The sequence below is a fragment of the Marinobacter goseongensis genome (assembly GCF_023156235.1).
Taxonomy (GTDB): Bacteria; Pseudomonadota; Gammaproteobacteria; order Pseudomonadales; family Oleiphilaceae; genus Marinobacter; species Marinobacter goseongensis.
Window position 1 is genome coordinate 271,399 of sequence record NZ_JAKZAI010000003.1, and the last position, 21,608, is coordinate 293,006.

Here is a 21,608-nt window from a genome sequence, read left to right on the forward strand (position 1 = left end):
TCGTCGATGCTGAATGAGTTGCTACGTATTGCGCCTTCCCGGCCAGTCAGATTGCGCCTTCCCTAGGGTAGTCTACACTGCGCGGCAACTATAATTTTTTTGCCACAAAAATGAAACATTTGAACCGGACCCGGGGCTGCTGACAAATATCTTGGATAGTTGCTGCACGGTCGGCTCAAATTGACTCATAATTGCTATAAAACGCGCCAGAAATACAACAATAGCAACAAAGGCAGCCATGACCGATCGCATCCCCCCCCAGCCCCCCGACAGCTCGGAAGAGGCGCGCATCGCGCGGCTGCTGACGTGGTTGTCGCTGATGGCGATTGTGTTTCTGGTGGGCATCGGCACCAAGGCGTGGAACGCCGATCACGCGGTCCATGCCTGGACGCTCTGGGCATTCGCGTTGCCGATCGCACTGAACATGGCCCACTTTGCGCGCACCCGGAACCGGGCGGCCCAGAAAGGCGGTCTGATTACCGTGGTGGGCTTGCTGTTCGCCTATCTGATGGCGTCTGGTGGGGAGAGCAACACCGGCCCGCTGTGGTTTTTCGTGTTCCCCCCCCTGCTCTTCTACCTCACCAACCTGAAAACCGGCACCGCCATTCTGCTGTTCTGCTATCTGCTCGCGGTGGTGGTGTTCCAGTTCCCCAACCTGCCGCTGGTCACCGCGGAATACTCAACCGACTTCAAGATCCGCTTTTTCGCGGCACTGACCTTCGAGTCCATTTTCTGTTTTGTGCTGGAAGCCAGCCGGCTGAAGGCGAGAAACGAGTTGATGGAACTGGCCCGCACCCATGAACATGCGGCCCGTACCGACGAGCTGACCGGGCTGGCCAACCGGCGGGATATGCAGCACCGGCTGTTGGCGGAATTCTCGCGCTTCCAGCGTTCGGGCCATCACTTCTCGATCGTGCTGATCGATCTGGACCTGTTCAAGGCGATCAACGACCAGTTCGGCCATGACGCCGGTGATGAGGTGCTGAAAACCTTTGCCGGCCAGATGCGCACGGTGATCCGCCAAACCGACGTGGCGGCCCGCTGGGGCGGCGAGGAGTTTCTGCTACTGCTGCCTGACACCTCGTTACTGCAGGCCCTCACGCTCGCCGAGCGCCTGCGGGCCGAGGTGGAGACCACAGAGTTCGTGTTCGGCAGGCAACGACTGCCGGTCTCCATCAGTGCCGGGGTCTGCTCCATCGCCAAGGCCAGCTCGGTGGATGAGCTGCTGAAACAGGCGGATGTCCACCTTTACAGCGCCAAGGAGGCGGGTCGCAATCGTATTGCCCCACGCGTCCGCAGTCTTGGCGGGAATGACGCTGCCGACCCCCTCACCCAGTCTTGAGCGGCGCCGGACCAACCGCTATGATCCAACGCCAGATCTAACCATGGCGGCCAACAACTGCCATGAAGACATGACAGAGGCGGATATGGCAGCAATTCGAGTACTGGTGGGCAGCGTTTACGGCGGCGCTCTGATGACCGCACGGGCAATCCGGAAAACCCTGGAAAGCGAGGGGCACACCGTCACCGTGCTGGAGAATCCGGTGCTGGACCAGATCACCGACAACACCGACCCCCTGCTGATATGCACATCAACGACAGGACAGGGCGAGGTGCCCCCGAACCTGCTGCCGTTTTACCTGTCCCTGCGCGAGCAACTGCCGCAGCAACCCGGACGGCCGTTTGGCGTGATTGTGCTGGGTGACAGCTCCTACGGAGAGACGTTCTGTGGCGCCGGCGAGCTGCTGGAAGAGGCGCTGTACGAAACCGCCGCCCGCAAGGTCGGTGACACCCTGCGTATCGACGCGCTGGAAACCCTGGAGCCGGAGCAGGAAGCCCTGCCCTGGTCGCGGGAATGGATCGCCAATCTGTAACCGTGGTGGCAGAGTGAGTAACACTCTGCAAATTTCAGGATGACACCCTTGAGCGGTTCCCGGGCGGAAGTCATACTGCACAAAACAAACATAACAAGTTCGGTATTTTGTGCGCCATATTGCTCTGTTTTTCGCCCTGATGGGCGCGATGATCACCATGGCCCCCGAAGGTCAGGCAGATGCCACGGGGTCGTCACGACTTCCCCAGCCCACCATTGCCTTCCTGGAGGCGCCCGGGGGCGACGACCTCTCGGGCTTGCTGGCCCGTCCGGATTGGCAGCCCCTGGCGGAAGACACCCCCAATTTCGGCTATGTGACCGGTCATTACTGGTACCGTCTGTCCCTGCCGGATGGACCTCCGCAGCAGGTGCTGGAAATCAGCTATCCGCAACTGGATTATGTCACCTTTTATCTGCTCGCTGATGGCGAGCTGGTGGACAAAGTCGTCACCGGGGATCATCTGCCGTTTGCCGAGCGCCCGCTTTACCACCCCAGCTTTCTGGTGCCCTACACCGTAGAGCCGGGTGTCAGCTACGAGATACTGCTGTCGGTCCAGACCAACGGCGCGCACCAGGTGCCCATTCGGCTGTGGGAGCAGAACGCCCTGTTCGACGCCCTGACCACCGAGGACCGCCTCCACAGTCTGTATTACGGCATCCTGATCACCACCATTTTCTTCAACCTGTTTATCTTCCTGACCCTGCGGGAAGCCACCTACCTGTTCTATGTGCTGTCGACATTTGGCTACCTGTTCCTGATGGCGACTCTGCGTGGGGTGACTTATCAGGTGTTCTGGCCCGAAAGTCCGTGGCTGCATAACCAGACCATGCTGATGGCCGTTCCGGTGGCCGTCGTGTTTGCACTGCTGTTTGCCCGCTCGTTCCTCAAACTGCGGGATCGCGCGCCCCTCACGGACCGGCTGCTGAAAGTCATTATCGGGCTCAGTCTGGCGGCGGTGCTCGGCACCTTCGTGCTGGATTTCAATACCTCGATCAAATCCTCGGTGGCGCTGGCATTGTCCGGCTTCCTCGTGCTGACGGTGATCGGGCCGGTCCAGTGGGCCCGGCGCAACCCCCAGGCTGGCTACTACACCGTCGCCTGGGCGCTGTTGATTGTCGGCACCATGCTCACCGCCGCCAACAAGTACGGCTTGCTACCCACCAACTGGCTGACCACCTACGGCATGCAGGTGGGCTCTGGCCTGGAAGCCATTCTGCTGACCATCGCCCTGGCCAAACGGCTGTACAACGAGCGGGAAGAGAAGCTGCACGCCCGCGAAGCGGAGCTGCGAGCCATGGCGGCGCGGCGGACCGCAGAGCTGCGGTTGATGGATCAGGCCCTGCACAACCCCCTGACCGGGCTGCCCAACCGCACCAGTTTCGAGATGATGATCAACGATCTGATCACCCGGGTGCCCGATCGCCGTTACGCCATTGCAGTAATCCACCTGAGCAACCTGCAGGCGATCACCAAGACCCTAGGGCATCGCAATACCGATCGCCTGATCGAGCTGGCCTCGGCCCGCTTCAACAGCATTGTCAGGGAACTGCCGGGGATTCTGCCCATCGAGACCACCGAACAGCGGTCGGTGTACCTGGCGTCACTGGAGCCTTCAACCTTCGGTTTTGTGGTCGATGCCGCGATGATCGGTAACGCACCCCGCGCCATCATTCAGGGCCTGGAAGAGCTCCGGGAACCGGTGGACTATCTGGGCATGCAGCTGCCGCTGGATCCGCAGATCGGTACCGCGATCTTTCCGGAGCACGCCCAGGACACTAACTCACTGATTCGCCGCGCCCACATCGCCCAGGGCTCGAACGAAGCCCGCGACCGCGGATTGGCCTATTACCAGCCAACACGGGATTCCTACAGCGCCGACCGGCTGACACTGGTCTCGGAGTTGCGCAAGGCGCTGCAAAACGGCGAGCTGGAGCTGCACCTGCAGCCCAAAATGGCGCTGCCCTCCCGCACCATTGTCGGGGTGGAGGCACTGATTCGCTGGCCTGAGCGCAACACCCCCATCCCTGCCGATATGCTGATCGGTATTGCCGAGCAGACCGGGCTGATCAAGCCACTGACGCGCTGGGTTCTGGAACAGTCTCTGGCGCTTCGGACCAGGCTGGTGGAACAGGGCTGGCCGCTGGGCATTGCCGTGAATATTTCGCCGAACAATCTGCGGGAGCCGGACTTCCCGATGTTTGTCCAGCGGCTGATGAGCAGTCATCACAGCCACCGCGGCATGATCATCCTGGAGGTCACCGAAACGTCGATGATGCAGGACCCGGCCAACTCCCTGAAGGCGTTGAACTCGCTGCACACAGCGGGTATCCCGGTCTCCATTGATGACTTCGGTTCGGGCTATTCGTCGCTGTCGTACATCAAGCAGTTGCCCGCCAGCGAGATCAAGATCGACCGCTCCCTGATTACCGATATCGGTACTCATGCCGGTGACCGCGTCATCGTGCAGACCACCATCGATATGTGCCATTCCCTCGGCTACAAAGTCGTGGCAGAAGGCGTGGAAGACGAGACCACGGCGGCGCTGCTGGAGAGCATGGGCTGCGACATGATCCAGGGCTACCTGCTCACCCCGCCACTGCCCCTGGAAGAGCTGCTGGTCTGGTTATCCGACCGCGCCGCCGCGGAGGACAAGCGGAAGATTGTCTGATGCCGGGAAGGCAAGAGGGCGAAAGAGCGGCTGTCACCCCGGTCCGTCAGCGGGCGCGTTTGCGGATCAGCGCTTCCTGGGTGGTGGACGCCACCAGACCGCCCTGCTGATTGAAGAAGTTGCCGCGATTGAAGCCGCGGCCGCCGGAGGCGCTGGGGCTGTCCTTGTCGTACAGCAGCCACTCGTCCATGCGGAAATTCCGGTGAAACCAGATGGCGTGGTCCAGGCTGGCCACCTGCATGCCCTTGCTCATGAAGGTAACACCGTGGGGATTGAGCGAGGTGCCCAGAAAAGAAAAGTCCGACGCATAGGTCAGCAGGCAGCGATGCAGGACCGGGTCATCAGGCAGATGTCCCTGGGTCCGGAACCAGCTTTGCTTGTGGGGCGGCCGCGCCTCGGGCTTGAACGGATTGACCGGGTCCACCGGACGGATCTCGATCGGACGCTCACGGGTGAGCGTATCCCGCAGGTGCTCGGGAACGTGAGGGGCCAGCATCTCGCCGTATTCCTGCTCCGACTTCAGGGTGTCCGGATCCGGTGCATCGGGCATGTCCAGCTGGTGCTCAAAACCCTGCTCCTCCACCTGGAAAGACACCGATCCGGTGAGGATCTCTTTACCGCCCTGGCGCGCAATAACCCGGCGCACGGAGAAGCTGCCGCCATCCCGCACCCGCTGCACTTCGTAGTCAATCGGCATGCTGTGATTGCCCGGGCGCAGAAAGTAGGCATGCAGGGAATGGGGCAACCGGCCTTCGACCGTGCGACTGGCCGCCATCAGCCCCTGCCCCAGAACCTGGCCGCCAAACACGTTGGGAAAACCAAGGTCTTCACTGTCACCCTGGAAATGGTCGTCCCCGATTGGCGAAAGATCCAGAAGATCCACCAGCTTTCTGGTTATCTCAAGCATGCCCACTCCTGTCAATTCGTTAGCTCACGAATGAATTTCTACCCGAAGCCGGGCCTTTTCGCAATAACTCAGCCGTGAATGGGGGGCACTTCCTTTGACAGGGCCTGCTTTTCCACCGCAAACCGGCCAGTCACCGCGAAACCCAGCACGGCACCATCCGCCGCTTTGAACAAGGCACGGACATCGCTGCCCTCCTGCTCAAGCTCCCACGCTCCGGCAGCGTTGGGCGGGGGCGGGCAGACGGCCGTGGGGCAGCACGGGGTTTTGATCATGACCGGCATGGTGCCGTAAGCCACCTCGGTGCGCTCACTCACCAGCGTTTTCGCCAGGGCTCGGGAGCAGGCCATCAGCGGCAGCACGTACAGCAGCACGTGGCCGTCGACCTCGGCGCAGTCACCCAGGGAATAGACATCCGCCGCGGAGGTTTCCAGCGCCCGGTTAACCACAATGCCCCGGTTGGTGGCAATGCCGGCAGCTTCCGCCAGTTCGGTTCGCGGCCGCAGACCGACAGCGGAAATCACCAGATCCGCTTCCAGCGTCTCGCCGTTGGCCAATGCCAGCCGCACGCCCTCACCGGCACGGTCAATGCGATCCACCACGGTTTCGAGATGGAAACCCACGCCCAACTCGGTCAGCTCGGCCTTGACCGCCTCTGCCGCCGGCGGCGGCAGCAGACCCGGCATCAGCGTGTCAGAGGGGGCAATCACATCCACCTCGACACCGCCGTTGCGGAGGTCGTTGGCAAACTCACAGCCGATCAGGCCAGCACCCATGATGGCCACCCGCTTTTTGCCCGCCAGCGCTTCGCGGAACGCGCGGTAATCCATCAGATCGTTGATGGAATGCACGAATTCCTGACCGTCACCTTCAATATTCAGGCGAATCACGTCAGCGCCCCAGGCCAGCACCAACTTGCTGTAGCGGAGACGTTCGTCGCCCAGCACCAGCTCGTGGGCTGCGGTGTCGATGCCGGTCACCGTGGTGAACGTGCGCAGCTCGAGATTCAGCTGCTCGGTCATGGCGTCGGCACTGGCCTGGGCCAGCTCCTCGGCCTCCTTGCCCTTGGTAAAACCGGTTGACAGCATAGGTTTGGAATAACTGAAGCCGTCATCGGCGGTGACCATGACGATGGCGATGTCCTTGTCTTGCTTACGGATCTCCCGGGCCAGGGAGTATCCGGACAGGCCGGTTCCCACGATGACGATAGGGGCTTCTGTTGTCATTCCAATTCTCCGTCGGTGTGCTTCTCAGGGTGGCGGCCGGGTATCAGCCAATCTCGATCATTTCAAAGTCTTCTTTGCCCACGCCGCAGTCAGGGCAGACCCAGTCCTCAGGCACATCTTCCCACTTGGTGCCCGGCTCGATACCGTCTTCCGGCCAGCCTTCGGCCTCGTCGTAAATCAGTCCACACACAACACACTGCCACTTTTTCATAATCTCTCTCCGCGTAGAATTCGGGCGCAATGATAATTGTCAGACAATATTGCACGCAAGTTTTTTGGTTGTGACTGCACATTACTCAAAACGGGCCACCATCATACCCACCCGCCCGGGATTGACCAATGCCACTCAGGACAGTCTTTCCCGGGTATTTCTGCCAATCGCCACAAATACCCATGGGCCGGTCGGCGGGTTGCCCCTCCCTTATACCCGCCTCCTCCGGTATAATCGCCGGTTTTACGACAGGATCCGACCGCTATGACCGATACCGTCGCCGAGATGAATCAGGTAATGAATGAAGCCGATTGCCTGGTCGATGAACAACAGGTACAGGTGGCCATCCGCAGCCTCGCAGACGACATCACCCGCCGCCTGAGAGACAGCAACCCCCTGCTGTTCTGCGTGATGAACGGCGGCCTCATCCTCACCGGACAGCTGCTACCGCTGCTGAAGTTTCCGGTGCAGGCGGAATACCTGCACGCCACCCGCTACCGTCAGGAAACCACCGGTGGCATCCTGGAATGGAAGCTGCGACCGGAAGCGGACATGAAAGACCGCACCATCCTGATCGTTGACGACATCCTGGACGAAGGCACGACCCTCTGCGCCATCGCCGATTACTGCCTCGCCCACGGCGCCCGCGAAGTGCTGACCGCGGTACTGGTGGACAAACAACACGACCGCAAGGCGCACCCGGATCTGAAAGCCGACTTCACCGGCCTGAACGTGGAAGACCGCTTCCTGTTCGGTTTCGGCATGGACTACAAAGGCTACTGGCGCAACGCCCCCGGTATTTATGCCGTCAAGGGACTTTGACCGGCGGGTGGACACGCCTGGCAGGGTGCCATTAACCGCACCCCTGGCGATTCCGCCCACCGACTGGTATCGCTCGCTGGCTGCTGCAGGCCTCCGTGACAACACGGTGCACGGCCCCGCCCGTTTCTGGTTACAGGCGGAAGGTTCGCTGACCCGGGAACTGCAACGGCGCTGCACCGACTCATTCCACGTTAACGTGATCCGCGAAGGGTTTTCGCGCCCGACCCGTGAAGAGGCGCAGACACTCAACGTGCCCGAGCGCCAACTGGCGTGGATTCGCGAAGTGCAGCTGTGTGGCGACGGTGCGCCCTGGGTTCTGGCCCGCACCGTTATTCCACTGCCCACCCTGGAAGGCGCCGGGCGACGCCTGCGCCACCTCGGCCGCCAGCCACTGGGCGCCTGGCTGTTCAGCAACCCCCGCTGGCAACGTGGCCCGTTTGAAACCGGCGTCTGCCTGACCTGCGACCCGAGCCAGCCCCCGGTGGCCCGCCGTTCGCGTTTCCACAACGGCGACAAGGCGCTGCTGGTGGGCGAGTACTTTCTGCCCCAGTTCTGCCACTGAGCCCGGCCTTTAACAGGCGCACGTCCGCTGGCTATAATCCACGCTCAGGAAAACACCAGCCATACCCAATCGGACCACGCACTATGCTGTTGAACGCCATGCCCGAACACCTGCGGAGCCGCCTGGCGGACTACGCCAAGCTACTGCGACTGGATCGCCCCATCGGCAGTTTGCTCCTGCTCTGGCCCACTTACTGGGCGCTGTGGCTGGCCTCCGACGGATTCCCGGGCATCGGCAACCTGATCATCTTCACCGTCGGGGTGTTTCTGATGCGCGCCGCCGGCTGCGCCATCAACGACTTTGCCGACCGCGACGTCGACCGCCACGTCAAACGCACCAGAGATCGCCCCCTGACCTCTGGCCGCATTGCCGCCTGGGAAGCGGTCGCCCTGTTCCTCGGCCTCGCCCTGGTGGCCTTCCTCATGGTGGTGCTGTTCACCAATCCGCTGACCCTGTATCTGTCCTTCGGCGGCGTGGTTCTTGCGTTCATTTACCCGTTCATGAAGCGCTACACCCACCTGCCGCAGCTTTTCCTGGGCGCCGCCTTCTCCTGGGCCATTCCCATGGCATGGGCGGCCGAAGCCAATGAACTCACCCAGCTGACCTGGCTGCTGTTCACCGCCAACGTGCTCTGGACCGTGGCCTACGACACCTTCTACGCCATGGTCGACCGCGACGACGACCTCAGGATTGGTGTCAAATCCACCGCCATTCTCTTTGGCGACGCCGACCTCGCCATCATCGGCTTTCTGCAGGGTCTGGTGGTGGTGATCCTGATCATGGTGGGCAACCAGGCGGACCTGGGCATCATCTACAATCTGGGTGTCCTCGCCATGGCCGGCCTGTTCATCTACCAGCAGTACCTGGCCTGCTTGCGCGAGCGGGAGGGCTGCTTCAGAGCGTTTCTGAACAATAACTGGGCAGGATTTGCGGTGTTTGCCGGGCTGGTCGTCGATCGCTTGCTGCAATGACAGTAAGGAATATGGGAGCGGTGTGTCGCAGTCGTGCCCACTCCCGCCACCAGGCAGAATGTGTCATATACTTGTAACACTATGGCGTTGTAATAAGGCAGCAACAAACCAAGGTCTGATACAGGTTAATGCCCATGAATGGAAAAACTGTCCTGATCGTCGACGACGAGGCCCCGATTCGCGAAATGATCGCCGTGGCCCTGGAAATGGCGGATTACGACTACCTGGAGGCAGCGGACGCACTGGAAGCGCATGCCCTGATCGTCGACAAACACCCCGACCTCGTCCTGCTTGACTGGATGCTCCCCGGCACCAGCGGAGTGGAACTGGCCCGCCGCCTCAAAAAAGAAGAGGCCACAGCCGATATCCCCATCATCATGCTCACCGCGAAAGTCGAGGAAGACAACAAGATTCAGGGCCTGGAGGTGGGCGCTGACGACTACATCACCAAGCCCTTCTCCCCCCGCGAACTGGTCGCCCGTCTGAAAGCGGTACTGCGCCGGGCCACACCACCGGGCGTTGATTCTCCGGTAGAAGTGGAAGGCCTCACCCTTGACCCGGTCGGCCATCGGGTCACCACCGAGCAGGGCGCCCTCAGCATGGGCCCCACCGAGTACCGGCTGCTGCAATTCTTCATGACACACCAGGAACGGGTATATACTCGCTCTCAATTGCTGGATCAGGTCTGGGGTGGCAACGTCTACGTTGAGGAGCGTACCGTTGACGTGCACATTCGCCGGCTGCGCAAGGCCCTTGGCGAGCAACATGACCACCTGATCCAGACGGTGCGTGGTGCCGGCTACCGCTTCTCCACCCGGGCGGCATAAACGGCGGACGCAACGGCGGCACACCAACTCCAGGGCGTCTCGATGCAACACAACTGGTCACGATACTTTCGCCTGATCATCGGGTTTCTGGTCGTCTGCACCGCGGCGGGCGCCTTTTTCGGTTACCCGATCTACGGCCTGACCCTCGGTTTGATAGCCTACCTGTGGTGGACGCTGGTACACGCCCGGCGCCTCTACCACTGGCTGGGCAACCCCGGCGCAACCCGTGAGGCGCCCCAGAGCATCGGCCTCTGGGGCGACATTTTTGACGGTCTCCACAAACTGCATCAGAGCCACCTGCGCCTGCAGGATCGCCTGCGGGCACAGATCAACCGGGTGCAGGAATCCACCAACGCCATGCGCGATGGCGTCATCATGACCGACGCCAAAGGCTCCATGGAATGGTGGAACGGCTCCGCCGAGTACCTGCTCGGATTCCGCCGCAACACCGACCGCGGCCAGTACATTCACAACCTGATCCGCACCCCGGCGTTCAAAGCCTACTTCGACGCCCGCGACTACCGCGAGCCGCTGGACATCAACTCTCCGGCCAAGCCCCACATTCACCTGCAGATCCAGATCAGCCTGTTCGGTGACGACGATCGCCTGATCGTGGCCAAAGACGTGACCCGGCTGTATCAACTGGAGCAGATGCGCCGGGATTTCGTAGGCAACGTGTCCCACGAGATGCGCACCCCGCTGACCGTCATCAGCGGCTATCTGGAGACCCTGGTCGACAACGCCGACGACCTGCCGCCGAAGTGGCGCCGAGCCATCACCACCATGGCCCAGCAATCGTCCCGCATGGAAGCCCTGATTACCGACCTGATCCTGCTGTCAAAGATTGAAACCGGGGAACAGACCGTCAATGACACGGTGACCGACGTGGACGCACTGATTCGCCAGATCTGCCACGACGCCAGCGCCCTGAGTGGGGAAAAGGAACACGAATTCAGCGTGAAGATTACCGACCAACGGCTACTGAAGGGCGACGAAAGCCAATTGCGCAGCGCCTTCTCCAACCTGATCTTCAATGCCGTGAAATACACGCCCGCCAGGGGCCACATCACCGTGACCTGGAGCGCCAACCGTGACGGTGCGCATCTGTCGGTGCGGGATACCGGTATCGGGATCGATCCGGTGCACATTCCCCGCCTCACCGAACGTTTCTACCGCGCCGACCCGAGCCGCCACAAAGACACCGGCGGCACCGGCCTCGGGCTGGCCATCGTCAAACACGTGTTGCTGAACCACGACGGCACTCTGGAAATCAAGAGTCGCATCGGCGACGGCAGCGAGTTTATCTGCCACTTCCCGCGGGAACGGCTGGTCGAACGGGTACCGGAAAACGTATCCTGATCAGCGGTTGGCGGCGCGGAAACGCGCCACGAAGCGGGACAGGTCTTCAAGCTTCTTCGGATCCTCATCTACAAAGCGGATGGTGACACTGACAAAATCCGTGTCCTGACGCTTATCCACCGCCTGCAACTGGTGAACGTATCCGTTAAGCCTCGCCATCTGCCCTTCCGCAATCTCGATGTCCACCACCGCCTGATCAAGAATGCCGGGAAAATCCTGATCCCGCTTCGCGATAACACGCACTTCTGTCAGGTTGATGTCTTTCACCACAGATTTGAGCGTGCTGTCGGCAAAGCGCACCGAGGCCACGCTCAGCGAGCTGCGGGCGGCGGGTTTCTGCTCCGGAACCCCGGCGCCGGCCGCCAGCAGGGGCGAGGCGGCTGTGCCTCGCTCTGTGGCCGGGGTGTCGGTGACAGGCTCACGCTTCTGGGTCAGCAACGTCGCCGATTCCTTGAAGGCATCGGTGGGGCTGGCCATGGATTTTCCGCCGTGGTCCATGGCGTCTTTAAGGCTGCGCCCCATCACCTTGATGATTTTCTTGCTGAGACCGTCCGGACTGAACGGTTTGCCGAGATATTCCGACACCCCCTCTTTCACCGCTTCTACCACATGATTCTTATCGCCGCGGCTGGTGATCATGATAAACGGCACTTTCTCGTACTGCGGCTGCTGGCGCATCCACTGCAGCAGTTCCAGGCCGGACATCTCCGGCATTTCCCAGTCGCAGAGGATCAGATCGAAGGCGCCCCGGGACATCAGCGACTGTGCGCGACGGCCGTTCTGCGCGTCGGTGGTTTCAATCACGGGAAAACGCTGGCGAATCGTTCGTTTCACCAGATCCCGCACGAAGCTGGCGTCATCCACTACCAGCGCTTTGAGCATTGCCATGTTGTTTTGACCCTTTTACCGACCATCCGGGACGTTTCTCGATGAAACTATAGAACAAAGCAGACCCGGGAAAACCCCGACGCTACAAAAAGACCACAATTCACTGCAGGCGGGAACCGGCGGGTTAACGATTTGTCACGGTGACAGGCCCAAACCGGTATTTTCGTTCGTAAAAAAAAGGCTACCATGGCCGGGCCTGTTCAAAATGAACACCTCACCCATTATTGTTTCCATACCGAGGTTCTGCGTGCAAAACAGACATTCAGGGACTACCCACGGACAACGGACACTGCAACGTCTCTCTGTGACCGGACTGCTGCTGGCACTGGCGCTGCCGGTCGCCGCGGAAACCAGCAACACCGAGGCGTTCGGACAATGCGTTGCACGCCTCAAAGACCACGCAATTGCAGCGGGTGTCAGTACCAAAACCGCCAACGATGTGCTGACAGAGGTCGAACACCTTGACCGGGTGATCGAGCTCGATCGGCGCCAGCCCGAGTTCACCACCACGTTTGCGGATTACCTCAATCGCCGGGTGAACGAAGACCGCATCAGCAAGGGTCGGGAATTACTCAAAGAGCACCGGGAGCTGCTTGCCCGGGTCACCCGGGAAACCGGTGTACCGGCGCCGTATCTGGTGTCTTTCTGGGGGCTGGAAACCAACTTTGGTTCCTACTTCGGCAAGATGTCGGTGCCCAGTTCGCTGGCAACCCTGGCCTGCGACCCGCGCCGCAGAAGCTTTTTTACCGAGCAGCTGACCGCCGCGCTGCGGATTATTGACGAAGGCGCCATTGCTCCGGAACAGATGGAGGGATCCTGGGCCGGCGCCATGGGCCATGTCCAGTTCATGCCCACGGTGTTTCTCAAGCACGCCGTGGACGGTGACGGCGATGGCAAGCGGGATCTGTGGAACAGCCTGCCGGACGCCATGATGTCCGCAGGTAACTTCCTGCAACATCTGGGCTGGGACGGCGACTACCGTTGGGGCCGGGAAGTGCGGCTGCCCGCCAGTTTCGATTACTCACTGGCCGACGGCCGGCGCCTTGAGCTGGCGGAATGGAACAAGTTGGGCATCACCGACGCCTTCGGCAACGCACTGGCGGATGAGCCCATCGACGCGGCCCTGGTGGTGCCCTCCGGCCACCGCGGACCGGCGTTTCTGGCCTACCGCAACTTCAACGTGATCATGGGCTGGAACCGCTCGGAATTCTACGCCATTGCCGTGGGCCACCTGGCCGATCGTATCGCCGGGGCGGGCGGCCTGCAGACCCCCCCACCGGAGGATCAGCCCAATCTGTCCCGGGACATCATCCTTGCCCTGCAACAGTCACTGAACGGCCGCGGATTCGACACCGGCAAGCCAGACGGCATCATGGGGCCAGCCACCCGCGGGGCCATCCGCGGCTATCAGGCGGCCAACGACCGCATCGCCGACGGCTATCCGTCTCAGGACATCCTCAACGAGCTGACCGTGGCTCCGGAGGCCGAGAATCAACCCGACGCGTCCGAGGAATCCGATGACTGAGCACAGTACGCCATGGACTCGATAACCCAGGCGGCCCTCGGGGCAACGCTCGCCGGCGCAGTAGCCGGCAAAACCCTCGGGCGCTCGGTGCTGCTGACCGGAGCTGTGCTGGGCACCCTGCCGGATCTGGACGTGATCATCGATTACGGCAGTGCCGTGGCCAATTTCACCCAACACCGGGGGTTCAGCCATTCGCTGTTAATCCTGATCCCGCTATCGTTTCTGCTGGCCTGGGCATTGTGGCGCTGGAAACCGCAGCTGAGTTATCAGCGCTGGCTGCTGATGACCGGCCTGATACTGGTCACCCACCCGGTCCTGGACGCGTTCACCACCTATGGCACCCAGCTGTTCTGGCCCTTTGGACCACCGGTGGCGCTGAACAGCATTTTTATCATCGACCCGCTGTACACCCTGCCCCTGCTCGCCGCCATGGTGTTCTTTCTATGCCGGCCACAGAGAACAACCGCACTGGTGACGGGCCTGGCGGTGTCCACTCTGTATCTGGGCTGGACGCTGGCTGCGCAACAGATGATTACCAATCGGGTGGAACCGGCACTGGCCCAGGCGGGGCTGGCAGAGGCACCGCGCATGGTGCAACCCATGCCTTTCAACACCGTTCTGTGGCGGGTTACCGTGGTGAGTGATGATCGCCGGGTGGAAATGGTGACCGGCTTTCTCGACGGCGACGCGCCCCTCAACCTCGAGGAATTCGCCCGCGATCCGGCACTGGCCGCGCGCGCCCGCACCCTGCCTGAGGGACAGCGACTGGAATGGTTTACCGATGGCTTCCTGCATTATGAGCAGCAAGGCGAGCTACTGATCGCCACCGACGTGCGCCTCGGGGTTCCGGGCGCGCACCCGTTCACGTTCGTGCTGGCGAAGAACAACGGCAATAGACTGGAACCGTCCCTGAGCTACCGTCTGGACCGCCCCGCGGTCCGCAAGGAACTGCTGGGTGCGCTCTGGGCCAGACTGACCGGCACGGCGCCGGTGCTGTGCCTGGCCAGTCTCGAGCTGCCACCCCCCGGAGAGCGGTGTTCCTGACCGTGCGCCTTGATCAGTTTGTGGCCACCGCCACCGCGCTCTCCCGCAGAGAGGCCAAGCAGGCGATCACCCGGGGTCGCGTGCGGGTAGACAGCCACCCCTGCCGCGGCGCAAATACCCAGATCGACAGCGATGCCCGCGTCACACTGGATAACGCCACGCTCACCCTTCCCGGCGAACGCTACTTGATGCTCAACAAACCGGCCGGCGTGGTCAGCGCCACCACCGACAGCGATCACCCCACGGTACTGGATCTGCTGCCCGCGGCCACCGCCCGGGGCCTCCATATTGCCGGCAGACTGGATGCCGACACCACCGGCCTGGTGTTGCTGACCACCGATGGCCGGTGGTCGCACCGCATCACCTCGCCACGGGTGGAATGCCCCAAGACCTACCGGGTATCCCTCAGTGAGGCGGTAGCGGACGAGGCCCTGCAGCAACTGGAATCGGGGGTCACCCTGCGCAACGACCCGAAGCCCACGAAACCCGCCAGCATCCGGCGCCTCGGTGACCGCGAGATCGAACTGACCATTTCAGAAGGCCGGTACCATCAAGTGAAGCGCATGTTGGCGGCGGTGGGTAATCATGTGCTGGCGTTGCATCGCCAGCGCATCGGCACCATCGAGCTGGATCCGGCCCTGGCACCCGGAGCCTTCCGCGAGCTGACCGATGCCGAGATCAACAACGTGGTCTGAGTGCCGGCGATCAGGCCCGCTCGAACTTCTGGGCCTTGAGATTCTTGCGCACGGCACCGGCCTCGAACACCTCACCGTTCATGGCAATGTAGACACCCGCCGGCAGCAGCTGCACCGCAGCCCAGGCGAAGCCGACATTGAATATCGCATCACTGCGGCGCATTCTCGCCGGTTGCATGGCACCCAGCAGCACAATGGTCTTGTCGGTGATGGTCGACAGCGCGCGAGCCGTTTCGGCCATGGTGTCGGTACCGTGGGTAATGAGGATCTGCGTCGCATCAGCGGCCGCCACCGCCTCACGAACGGCCTCGCGATCGGCATCGGTCATCTCGAGACTGTCCTTTCGCAACAGGCCGTTAATGGCGTAGCCGTCGTGAATATTGGATTCGGTCAGCAACTCCGGCAGCAACGTGTCTCCGATCTCAAACGCGCTGTTGGCATCAAAATACACCTTGTCGATGGTGCCGCCGGTGGTAAAAATCTGGATCATCTGTTCCCCCACTCCCTGTCAGTTTGAGCTCGCCGGCTGTTGCGTCTGACCGCCCTCGGCATAGATCGCGTTTTTCTCCTGCTCATACGCCTTGGCCGCCGCCGCAACGCGGCCGGTTGCGCCGGTATCCAGCCAGTTGCGGATGCGGCCGGCATCGCCGATCGGTGAGCGGGTGCCAAGCGAATCCAGTAGCACCGTCACCACCTGTTTGCCGTTCATGTTGGACACCATGACCAGGCAGCGGCCCGCTTCGGACAGGTAGCCGGTCTTGCTCAGACTTACGCCCCAACTGTCCCGATGCACGAGAATGTTGGTGTTGCCATAGGACAGGCTATATCGGGGCTGGCGGAAGCTGGCGGAGAAATAGCGGGTGGTCGAATAGTCGCCAATCTGCGGGTGGCGTGCCGCGGCATTGGCCAGTTTGACAAGGTCCGCCGCGGTGGAGGTGTTGTGCACCGAGAGTCCGGTCGGATCCACAAACCGGGAACGGGTCATGCCCAATGCCAGCGCCTTTTCATTCATGGCGCGAACAAACGCATCGAAGCCACCGGGATGCTGACGGGCCAGGGTGTAGGCCGCAAAATTCTCCGAGGACATCAGAGCGATTCGCAACACGTCCGAACGCCGCAGCTCCGAGCCCACACGAATACGGGTATAGGCATTGGCCGGCGCCGGTATGTGGCGTTTCTCGAACACCAGCCATTCATTGAGCGGTACGCCGGAATCCAGTACCACCAGTGCCGTCATCAGTTTGGTGATGGAAGCGATGGGCACGATCCGGTCGGCGTTCTTGCCGTAAACCAGGTCGTTGTCACCGGCGAAAGTAACGGCCGCGTTGACAGACGCCAACTGAACCACACTCGCTTCGCCGCCCTCACTCTGACTGCGGGCACCCGTATTGTGGGCGTAGGCCTGGCTCATAACCGCACTCAGCAACAACAGCATCAGGCCTGACAAGGCACTTCGGATCATCCATCAACCTCTGACTTCATTTCTGTGGCTTCATTCACGGTGGCTACTATACCAGCGAATGACACCAGGAGAATGAGCGCCGCCGCCACAAACCATTAACACTCCGTCAGGTTCGTGCCGACCAACAGGGACGTGCACGCATTCACAGTTCTCACCCAGGCGTTTAAAACAGCAAATGCAAAACACTATAAAATGCAGTAAAATTACTGCAATTTCATAATGTTGCAGATTATTACATCGTGTAATCAAGGTGTAACTGCCAGCTCGACATTCCGACAACGCAGGATTTTCCCCTGAATGGACTCATCCGCGAGCCCGACAACGCAAGCCCGCGCAGGAACCCCGTGGCGGCGTCTGCCAAAACTGGCCCGGCGCTGGCTCCCGCTGAGCTCGCTGATATTCAGCGTTTTCTACGGTGTCGCCGCACTGTCGCTGTCACCGTCGATCAACAGCGTTGATCCGCGGCACGGGCTGGCCACCGCGCCGCCCGACGCTGATCTGATTCACGTTCGCACCGAGTTTTCTCTGCAATCCCTCGATCAGGCGCTGAGCGCTCCGCAACAGGCGGCGGTCGCGCCCTGGACCTCCACACCGGAGAACCACACCGGCATCGGTTATCTGAACCAGCCCGCGACGTTCCGGTTCTCGTTGGAGAATACCTCGGAGGAACCGGTCATCAAGCTGCTGGTGGTGTCGGCCCCGTTTCTCGACCGCATCCGCCCTGCCATGGTGACGCCGGAAGCCCGCGTGGAACGCCTGCCGGTTATGGGCGACAGGCACGCGTTCCAGCGCCGTTACTTCAAACTGCCGCAGTGGATCTGGCCGGTGACACTGAACCCGGGCACCACCACCTTTCTGTTTGAAGTGGAAAATTCCGGGCCTACCCTGCTGCCCCTCTCGGTTCACAAGCCAGAGGACATCCTCGGACATACCGCCTTTACTCTGGCCTGGAAGGCCTTCATCGCTGGGTTACTGGCCTTCGCCCTGCTCTTCAACATCAGTATTGTGGTGATGCTTCGACGCCCCGGTCTGGCCTGGCTCAGTGTGTTTATGGTGGGGGTCATGCACAGCCAGCTGGTCATGGACGGCTTTGGCCTGTGGTTTCTGTGGCCGGGCTGGCCACAGATCAACAATCTGTTGAATGTCAGCCTTCCGCTGTGCCTGATCGCCCTGTGCCAGTTCACCCCAAACTTTCTGTCGATTCCACGGTACATCACGTCGGTGCTGCACGGCTTCAGTATCGCCGCGTTCGTCATTCTGATTGCCGCGCCACTGGGGCTGCCCTTCCCCGGTCAGGGTACTTTACTGGTGCTGGCCACCCTGACCGGCCTGTTCATACTGGCGGTGGTGGGCCGGCAGCTGCACCGCCATGTGTACGCCCGCTATTACGGCCTGGCCATTCTGGTCATCCTGAGCGGGGCCACTGCATCGTCCCTTCGCACCGTGGGTTGGGTGCCGGTCAACGACCTCACCGACTCGGCCTTTTTCCTCGGTGCCGCCATCGCCTCCCTGGTTCTGACCTCCGGCGTGGGACGGTTGCTACTTGAGGAACGAAAACGAAGACTGCATTCCGATGTGCGTGCCCGTCAGGAGGAGCAGCTGCGGTCAAGGATTGAGCAAGATTATGATCGGCTGCTGAAAACCCATCGGGTAACCGGCAAACCCAACCGCGCCATGCTCGAGGAATCACTGGACACCCTTAATGCAGCGGCAACGCCCTACACCCTGTGCATTGTGCGCCTCACCCGCTTCAATGAAATTGAGCAGGCGCTCGGCTACCGCACCGCCGAGGAACTGCTGAAAATCTACCTGCGCCGCCTCAACAGCTTTCTGAAGCGGTCCTTCAGTACCCGCCTGGTGATGGTTAACGGCTTTGCCCTGGCCAGCATCGACACCGTCAACCACGCCTTTGCTTTCCACCGCAGCGATGACACGGCCGGCGACCGACAGACACTGGAAGATGTGGTGTCCTGGCTTGGCCGGAATTTCAGGGAAGGGCGCTTTGCGTTTTCCTGGAGCCCGTCGGTGGGTGCCGCCCACGCCCCGGAACATGGTCCGGATGCGGCCGGCCTGCTGTCTTCCGCCGGCTTTGCCTCACTCAACGGCGATCGCATTCTCTGCGAGTACGACCCGTCAATCGCGGAGTGGCAGTACCGCCAGCAGATCCTGATGCTCGACGTAGAAGACGCGCTGGCCAACGGCCACATGTGGCTGGAGTATCAGCCCAAGGTCCATATTCGCGAAGGCCGGGTCAACTCGGTGGAGGCACTGATTCGCTGGCAGCACCCGGAGTTCGGCCGCGTGCCGCCAGACCACTGGGTACCGCTGGCGGAACAGGTCGGCATGATTCATCCGGTCACGCTGTGGGTCATCAACCACGCCTGCGGCGATCACCGCCGGCTGGCGGCGCATCACGGATCCACGGTCGCCATTGCGGTAAATATTTCCGCCAAGGACCTGGCCCAGCCGCACTTTGATCGGGAGGTGCTGGAGATCACTCAGCGGCACGGGATGACCCCGGGCGACCTGATTCTGGAAATTACCGAAACCGCGATGATGGCGGATCCCGAGGCCGCTCGCGTGATGATCCACACCCTCAGCAACCTGGGCTTTCGCATCGCCCTTGATGATTTCGGCACCGGCCACTCATCACTGGGCACCCTCGCCCGTTTTGATCTGGACGAGCTCAAGATCGACCGCAGTTTCCTCAAGGACATCCTGGAGCACCCCACCCGCCAGCGGATCTTCCGTGCCACGCTGGAACTGGGGGAAGCGCTGGATCTGGACATGGTGGTGGAAGGGGTAGAAACCCAGGCCGTGGCCGCGTGGCTTCAGCAGTTCCCGGGCCTCCACGGCCAGGGCTTCTACTGGGGGCCGGCCGCAACGGCTCATGGCAGATCCGTCACCGCACCCAGAGACGCCGAGCTGACCGTACGGGCGTATTTCGCCAGCACCCCCCGGGTGAATCGTGGCTGAGGCGCCTGCCAGGCACTGAGCCGTTGCTCCAGTTCCGAGTCCGGCACATCCAGCTCAATGCGGTTGCTGACCGCATCGATGGTGATGGTGTCGCCATCCTCCACCAGGGCAATCGGGCCACCTTCGGCCGCTTCTGGCGTGATGTGCCCCACCACGAAGCCATGACTGCCACCGGAGAAGCGGCCATCGGTAATCAACGCCACATCGCTGCCCAGGCCCTTGCCCATGATGGCCGATGTAGGGCTGAGCATCTCGCGCATGCCTGGCCCTCCTTTGGGGCCCTCGTAACGGATCACCAGCACATCCCCGGCCACCACCGTGCCATCGAGAATCCGCTCCTGAGCCTCCTCTTCGGAATGGAACACCCTTGCGCGGCCGGTAAAGTGCGTGCCTTCCTTACCGGTGATCTTGGCGACCGCGCCGGTGGGCGCCAGATTGCCGAACAGAATGCGCAGGTGGCTGTCGGCCTTGATGGGGTTGTCGAAGGCGTGAATGATGTTCTGATCCTGCGGATAGGGAGCCACTGCCTGAAGGTTTTCAGCCAGAGTCCGGCCGGTGACCGTCAGGCAATCACCGTGCAGCAGGCCACGATCCAGCAGCATTTTCATCAGCGGCTGGATACCGCCGATGGCCACCAGCTCCGACATCATGTAGTGGCCGCTAGGGCGCAGGTCCGCCAGCACCGGCACCCGCCGGCCGATCTCCACAAAATCGTCCAGCGACAGCTCCACTCCTACGGTGCTGGCCATGGCCAGCAGATGCAGCACCGCGTTGGTGGAGCCCCCCAGGGCGATCACCACGGTAATGGCGTTCTCGAATGCCTCCCGGGTCATCACATCCGAGGGTTTGATGTCTTTGTCCAGCAGGTTCAGTACCGCCGCACCGGCGGCCCGGCAATCCTCGGCCTTGGACCCGGATACCGCATTCTGGGCCGAACTGCCCGGCAGGCTCATGCCCATGGCCTCGATGGCCGAGGCCATGGTGTTGGCGGTGTACATACCGCCACAGGAACCGGGGCCGGGAATCGCGGTTTCCTCGATCTGTTTCACCTCGATCAGATCCAGGTCGCCGCGGGCGTGGGCACCCACCGCCTCGAACACCGAAATGATGTCAGTGTGATTTTCGCCGGGCATGATGGTGCCGCCGTAAACAAACACCGACGGGCGGTTCAGCCGCGCCAGGCCCATAATGCAGCCCGGCATGTTCTTGTCACAGCCACCGATGGCCACCAGACCGTCAAAGCCTTCACAACCGGCGGTGGTTTCAATGGAATCGGCGATGACTTCACGGGACACCAGCGAGTACTTCATGCCCTCGGTACCGTTGGCGATACCGTCGGACACGGTGATGGTGTTGAAAATCAGCGCTTTGCCACCGGCCTCGTCGGCGCCGGCCGCCGACTCCTCCGCCAGGCGGTTGATGTGCATGTTGCAGGGGGTGAGGTTACTCCAGGTGGAGGCGATGCCCACCTGGGGTTTGCGGAAATCCTCATCGGTAAAGCCCACGGCACGCAACATGGCACGGCTGGCAGACTTGCCTATGCCATCCACCACCGGGGCGGAATAACGACGGCGCTTGTCCTCTGTCATGGGTC

19 protein-coding genes are annotated in these 21,608 nt (G+C 61.6%); 12 read left to right on the plus strand and 7 right to left on the minus strand.

All coding sequences use genetic code 11. The features are described from left to right. The first annotated feature begins 238 nt into the window (after positions 1 to 238). The 3 genes from MLC70_RS03160 (at position 239) to MLC70_RS03170 (ending at position 4,542) form a co-directional block, all read left to right on the plus strand. Positions 239 to 1,342, plus strand: a complete 1,104-nt coding sequence (locus MLC70_RS03160) for a GGDEF domain-containing protein (RefSeq protein ID WP_248181608.1) — start codon at positions 239 to 241, stop codon at positions 1,340 to 1,342. A gap of 85 nt (positions 1,343 to 1,427) precedes the next feature. Then, complete coding sequence (locus tag MLC70_RS03165; RefSeq protein ID WP_248181609.1) at positions 1,428 to 1,874, plus strand: flavodoxin domain-containing protein; 447 nt, start codon at positions 1,428 to 1,430, stop codon at positions 1,872 to 1,874. Positions 1,875 to 1,983: 109 nt separating this feature from the next. Beyond that, positions 1,984 to 4,542 carry an EAL domain-containing protein gene (locus MLC70_RS03170; protein WP_248181610.1) on the plus strand — a complete coding sequence of 853 codons (2,559 nt, stop codon included), beginning with the start codon at positions 1,984 to 1,986 and terminating at the stop codon, positions 4,540 to 4,542. Between the two features lie 46 nt (positions 4,543 to 4,588). Here the strand turns inward: MLC70_RS03170 and tesB are convergent, their stop codons facing one another. The 3 genes from tesB to MLC70_RS03185 form a co-directional block, all read right to left on the minus strand. After that, entirely contained in the window at positions 4,589 to 5,449 is an 861-nt protein-coding gene (tesB, locus tag MLC70_RS03175; protein WP_248181611.1) for an acyl-CoA thioesterase II, read from the minus strand. A 68-nt stretch (positions 5,450 to 5,517) separates the two neighbouring features. Next, positions 5,518 to 6,672 (minus strand): NAD(P)/FAD-dependent oxidoreductase, encoded by a 1,155-nt coding sequence (locus MLC70_RS03180; protein ID WP_248181612.1) that lies wholly within the window; start codon positions 6,670 to 6,672, stop codon positions 5,518 to 5,520. A 43-nt stretch (positions 6,673 to 6,715) separates the two neighbouring features. Next, positions 6,716 to 6,883 (minus strand): rubredoxin, encoded by a 168-nt coding sequence (locus MLC70_RS03185; protein WP_008173532.1) that lies wholly within the window; start codon positions 6,881 to 6,883, stop codon positions 6,716 to 6,718. A gap of 264 nt (positions 6,884 to 7,147) precedes the next feature. Here MLC70_RS03185 and MLC70_RS03190 point away from each other — a divergent pair, with 264 nt between their 5' ends. From MLC70_RS03190 to phoR, 5 genes are all read left to right on the plus strand, one after another. Then, entirely contained in the window at positions 7,148 to 7,705 is a 558-nt protein-coding gene (locus tag MLC70_RS03190) for a hypoxanthine-guanine phosphoribosyltransferase (protein ID WP_248181613.1), read from the plus strand. Beyond that, on the plus strand, positions 7,686 to 8,267 hold the full coding sequence (locus MLC70_RS03195) for a chorismate--pyruvate lyase family protein (protein ID WP_248181614.1): 582 nt from the start codon (positions 7,686 to 7,688) through the stop codon (positions 8,265 to 8,267). Before MLC70_RS03190 ends, MLC70_RS03195 begins: the two co-directional genes overlap by 20 nt. An 83-nt stretch (positions 8,268 to 8,350) precedes the next feature. After that, positions 8,351 to 9,238, plus strand: a complete 888-nt coding sequence (gene ubiA / locus MLC70_RS03200; RefSeq protein ID WP_248181615.1) for a 4-hydroxybenzoate octaprenyltransferase — start codon at positions 8,351 to 8,353, stop codon at positions 9,236 to 9,238. 134 nt (positions 9,239 to 9,372) lie between these two features. Next, positions 9,373 to 10,065, plus strand: coding sequence for a phosphate regulon transcriptional regulator PhoB (gene phoB, locus MLC70_RS03205; protein WP_248181616.1), 693 nt, complete (start codon positions 9,373 to 9,375; stop codon positions 10,063 to 10,065). 42 nt (positions 10,066 to 10,107) lie between these two features. Further along, entirely contained in the window at positions 10,108 to 11,424 is a 1,317-nt protein-coding gene (gene phoR / locus MLC70_RS03210; protein ID WP_248181617.1) for a phosphate regulon sensor histidine kinase PhoR, read from the plus strand. On the opposite strand, the gene MLC70_RS03215 is transcribed toward phoR, so the two are convergent. Further along, positions 11,425 to 12,312 (minus strand): response regulator, encoded by an 888-nt coding sequence (locus tag MLC70_RS03215; RefSeq protein WP_248181618.1) that lies wholly within the window; start codon positions 12,310 to 12,312, stop codon positions 11,425 to 11,427. It lies immediately after the preceding gene. A 289-nt stretch (positions 12,313 to 12,601) separates the two neighbouring features. On the opposite strand from MLC70_RS03215, the gene MLC70_RS03220 reads away from it, so the two are divergent. The 3 genes from MLC70_RS03220 to MLC70_RS03230 are packed head-to-tail and all read left to right on the plus strand — an operon-like array spanning position 12,602 to position 15,576. Further along, complete coding sequence (locus MLC70_RS03220; RefSeq protein WP_427902085.1) at positions 12,602 to 13,837, plus strand: lytic murein transglycosylase; 1,236 nt, start codon at positions 12,602 to 12,604, stop codon at positions 13,835 to 13,837. 12 nt (positions 13,838 to 13,849) lie between these two features. Further along, positions 13,850 to 14,881 carry a metal-dependent hydrolase gene (locus MLC70_RS03225; RefSeq protein WP_248181619.1) on the plus strand — a complete coding sequence of 344 codons (1,032 nt, stop codon included), beginning with the start codon at positions 13,850 to 13,852 and terminating at the stop codon, positions 14,879 to 14,881. Positions 14,882 to 14,883: 2 nt separating this feature from the next. After that, entirely contained in the window at positions 14,884 to 15,576 is a 693-nt protein-coding gene (locus MLC70_RS03230; protein ID WP_248181725.1) for a pseudouridine synthase, read from the plus strand. A gap of 10 nt (positions 15,577 to 15,586) precedes the next feature. Here MLC70_RS03230 and MLC70_RS03235 read toward each other — a convergent pair whose 3' ends face one another. After that, complete coding sequence (locus MLC70_RS03235) at positions 15,587 to 16,066, minus strand: asparaginase domain-containing protein (protein WP_248181620.1); 480 nt, start codon at positions 16,064 to 16,066, stop codon at positions 15,587 to 15,589. Between the two features lie 18 nt (positions 16,067 to 16,084). Beyond that, positions 16,085 to 17,038 (minus strand): D-alanyl-D-alanine endopeptidase, encoded by a 954-nt coding sequence (gene pbpG, locus MLC70_RS03240; protein WP_248181621.1) that lies wholly within the window; start codon positions 17,036 to 17,038, stop codon positions 16,085 to 16,087. Between the two features lie 297 nt (positions 17,039 to 17,335). On the opposite strand from pbpG, the gene MLC70_RS03245 reads away from it, so the two are divergent. After that, on the plus strand, positions 17,336 to 20,014 hold the full coding sequence (locus tag MLC70_RS03245) for an EAL domain-containing protein (RefSeq protein ID WP_248181622.1): 2,679 nt from the start codon (positions 17,336 to 17,338) through the stop codon (positions 20,012 to 20,014). Here the strand turns inward: MLC70_RS03245 and ilvD are convergent. Then, the gene (gene ilvD, locus MLC70_RS03250) at positions 19,927 to 21,603 is read right to left on the minus strand and encodes a dihydroxy-acid dehydratase (protein ID WP_248181623.1); all 1,677 of its coding nucleotides are present in this window, start codon (positions 21,601 to 21,603) and stop codon (positions 19,927 to 19,929) included. The two genes, MLC70_RS03245 and ilvD, sit on opposite strands and share 88 nt — an antisense overlap. Between the last annotated feature and the right edge of the window lie 5 nt (positions 21,604 to 21,608).

Coding starts and splice junctions, on each gene's coding strand:
- ubiA (WP_248181615.1), top strand. CDS start 8,351: ATGCTGTTGAACGCCATGCCCGAACACCTGCGGAGCCGCCTGGCGGAC.
- pbpG (WP_248181621.1), bottom strand. CDS start 17,038: ATGATCCGAAGTGCCTTGTCAGGCCTGATGCTGTTGTTGCTGAGTGCG.
- MLC70_RS03215 (WP_248181618.1), bottom strand. CDS start 12,312: ATGGCAATGCTCAAAGCGCTGGTAGTGGATGACGCCAGCTTCGTGCGG.
- MLC70_RS03180 (WP_248181612.1), bottom strand. CDS start 6,672: ATGACAACAGAAGCCCCTATCGTCATCGTGGGAACCGGCCTGTCCGGA.
- MLC70_RS03160 (WP_248181608.1), top strand. CDS start 239: ATGACCGATCGCATCCCCCCCCAGCCCCCCGACAGCTCGGAAGAGGCG.
- phoR (WP_248181617.1), top strand. CDS start 10,108: ATGCAACACAACTGGTCACGATACTTTCGCCTGATCATCGGGTTTCTG.
- phoB (WP_248181616.1), top strand. CDS start 9,373: ATGAATGGAAAAACTGTCCTGATCGTCGACGACGAGGCCCCGATTCGC.
- MLC70_RS03165 (WP_248181609.1), top strand. CDS start 1,428: ATGGCAGCAATTCGAGTACTGGTGGGCAGCGTTTACGGCGGCGCTCTG.
- tesB (WP_248181611.1), bottom strand. CDS start 5,449: ATGCTTGAGATAACCAGAAAGCTGGTGGATCTTCTGGATCTTTCGCCA.
- MLC70_RS03195 (WP_248181614.1), top strand. CDS start 7,686: ATGCCGTCAAGGGACTTTGACCGGCGGGTGGACACGCCTGGCAGGGTG.
- MLC70_RS03225 (WP_248181619.1), top strand. CDS start 13,850: ATGGACTCGATAACCCAGGCGGCCCTCGGGGCAACGCTCGCCGGCGCA.
- MLC70_RS03245 (WP_248181622.1), top strand. CDS start 17,336: ATGGACTCATCCGCGAGCCCGACAACGCAAGCCCGCGCAGGAACCCCG.
- MLC70_RS03190 (WP_248181613.1), top strand. CDS start 7,148: ATGACCGATACCGTCGCCGAGATGAATCAGGTAATGAATGAAGCCGAT.
- MLC70_RS03235 (WP_248181620.1), bottom strand. CDS start 16,066: ATGATCCAGATTTTTACCACCGGCGGCACCATCGACAAGGTGTATTTT.
- MLC70_RS03185 (WP_008173532.1), bottom strand. CDS start 6,883: ATGAAAAAGTGGCAGTGTGTTGTGTGTGGACTGATTTACGACGAGGCC.
- ilvD (WP_248181623.1), bottom strand. CDS start 21,603: ATGACAGAGGACAAGCGCCGTCGTTATTCCGCCCCGGTGGTGGATGGC.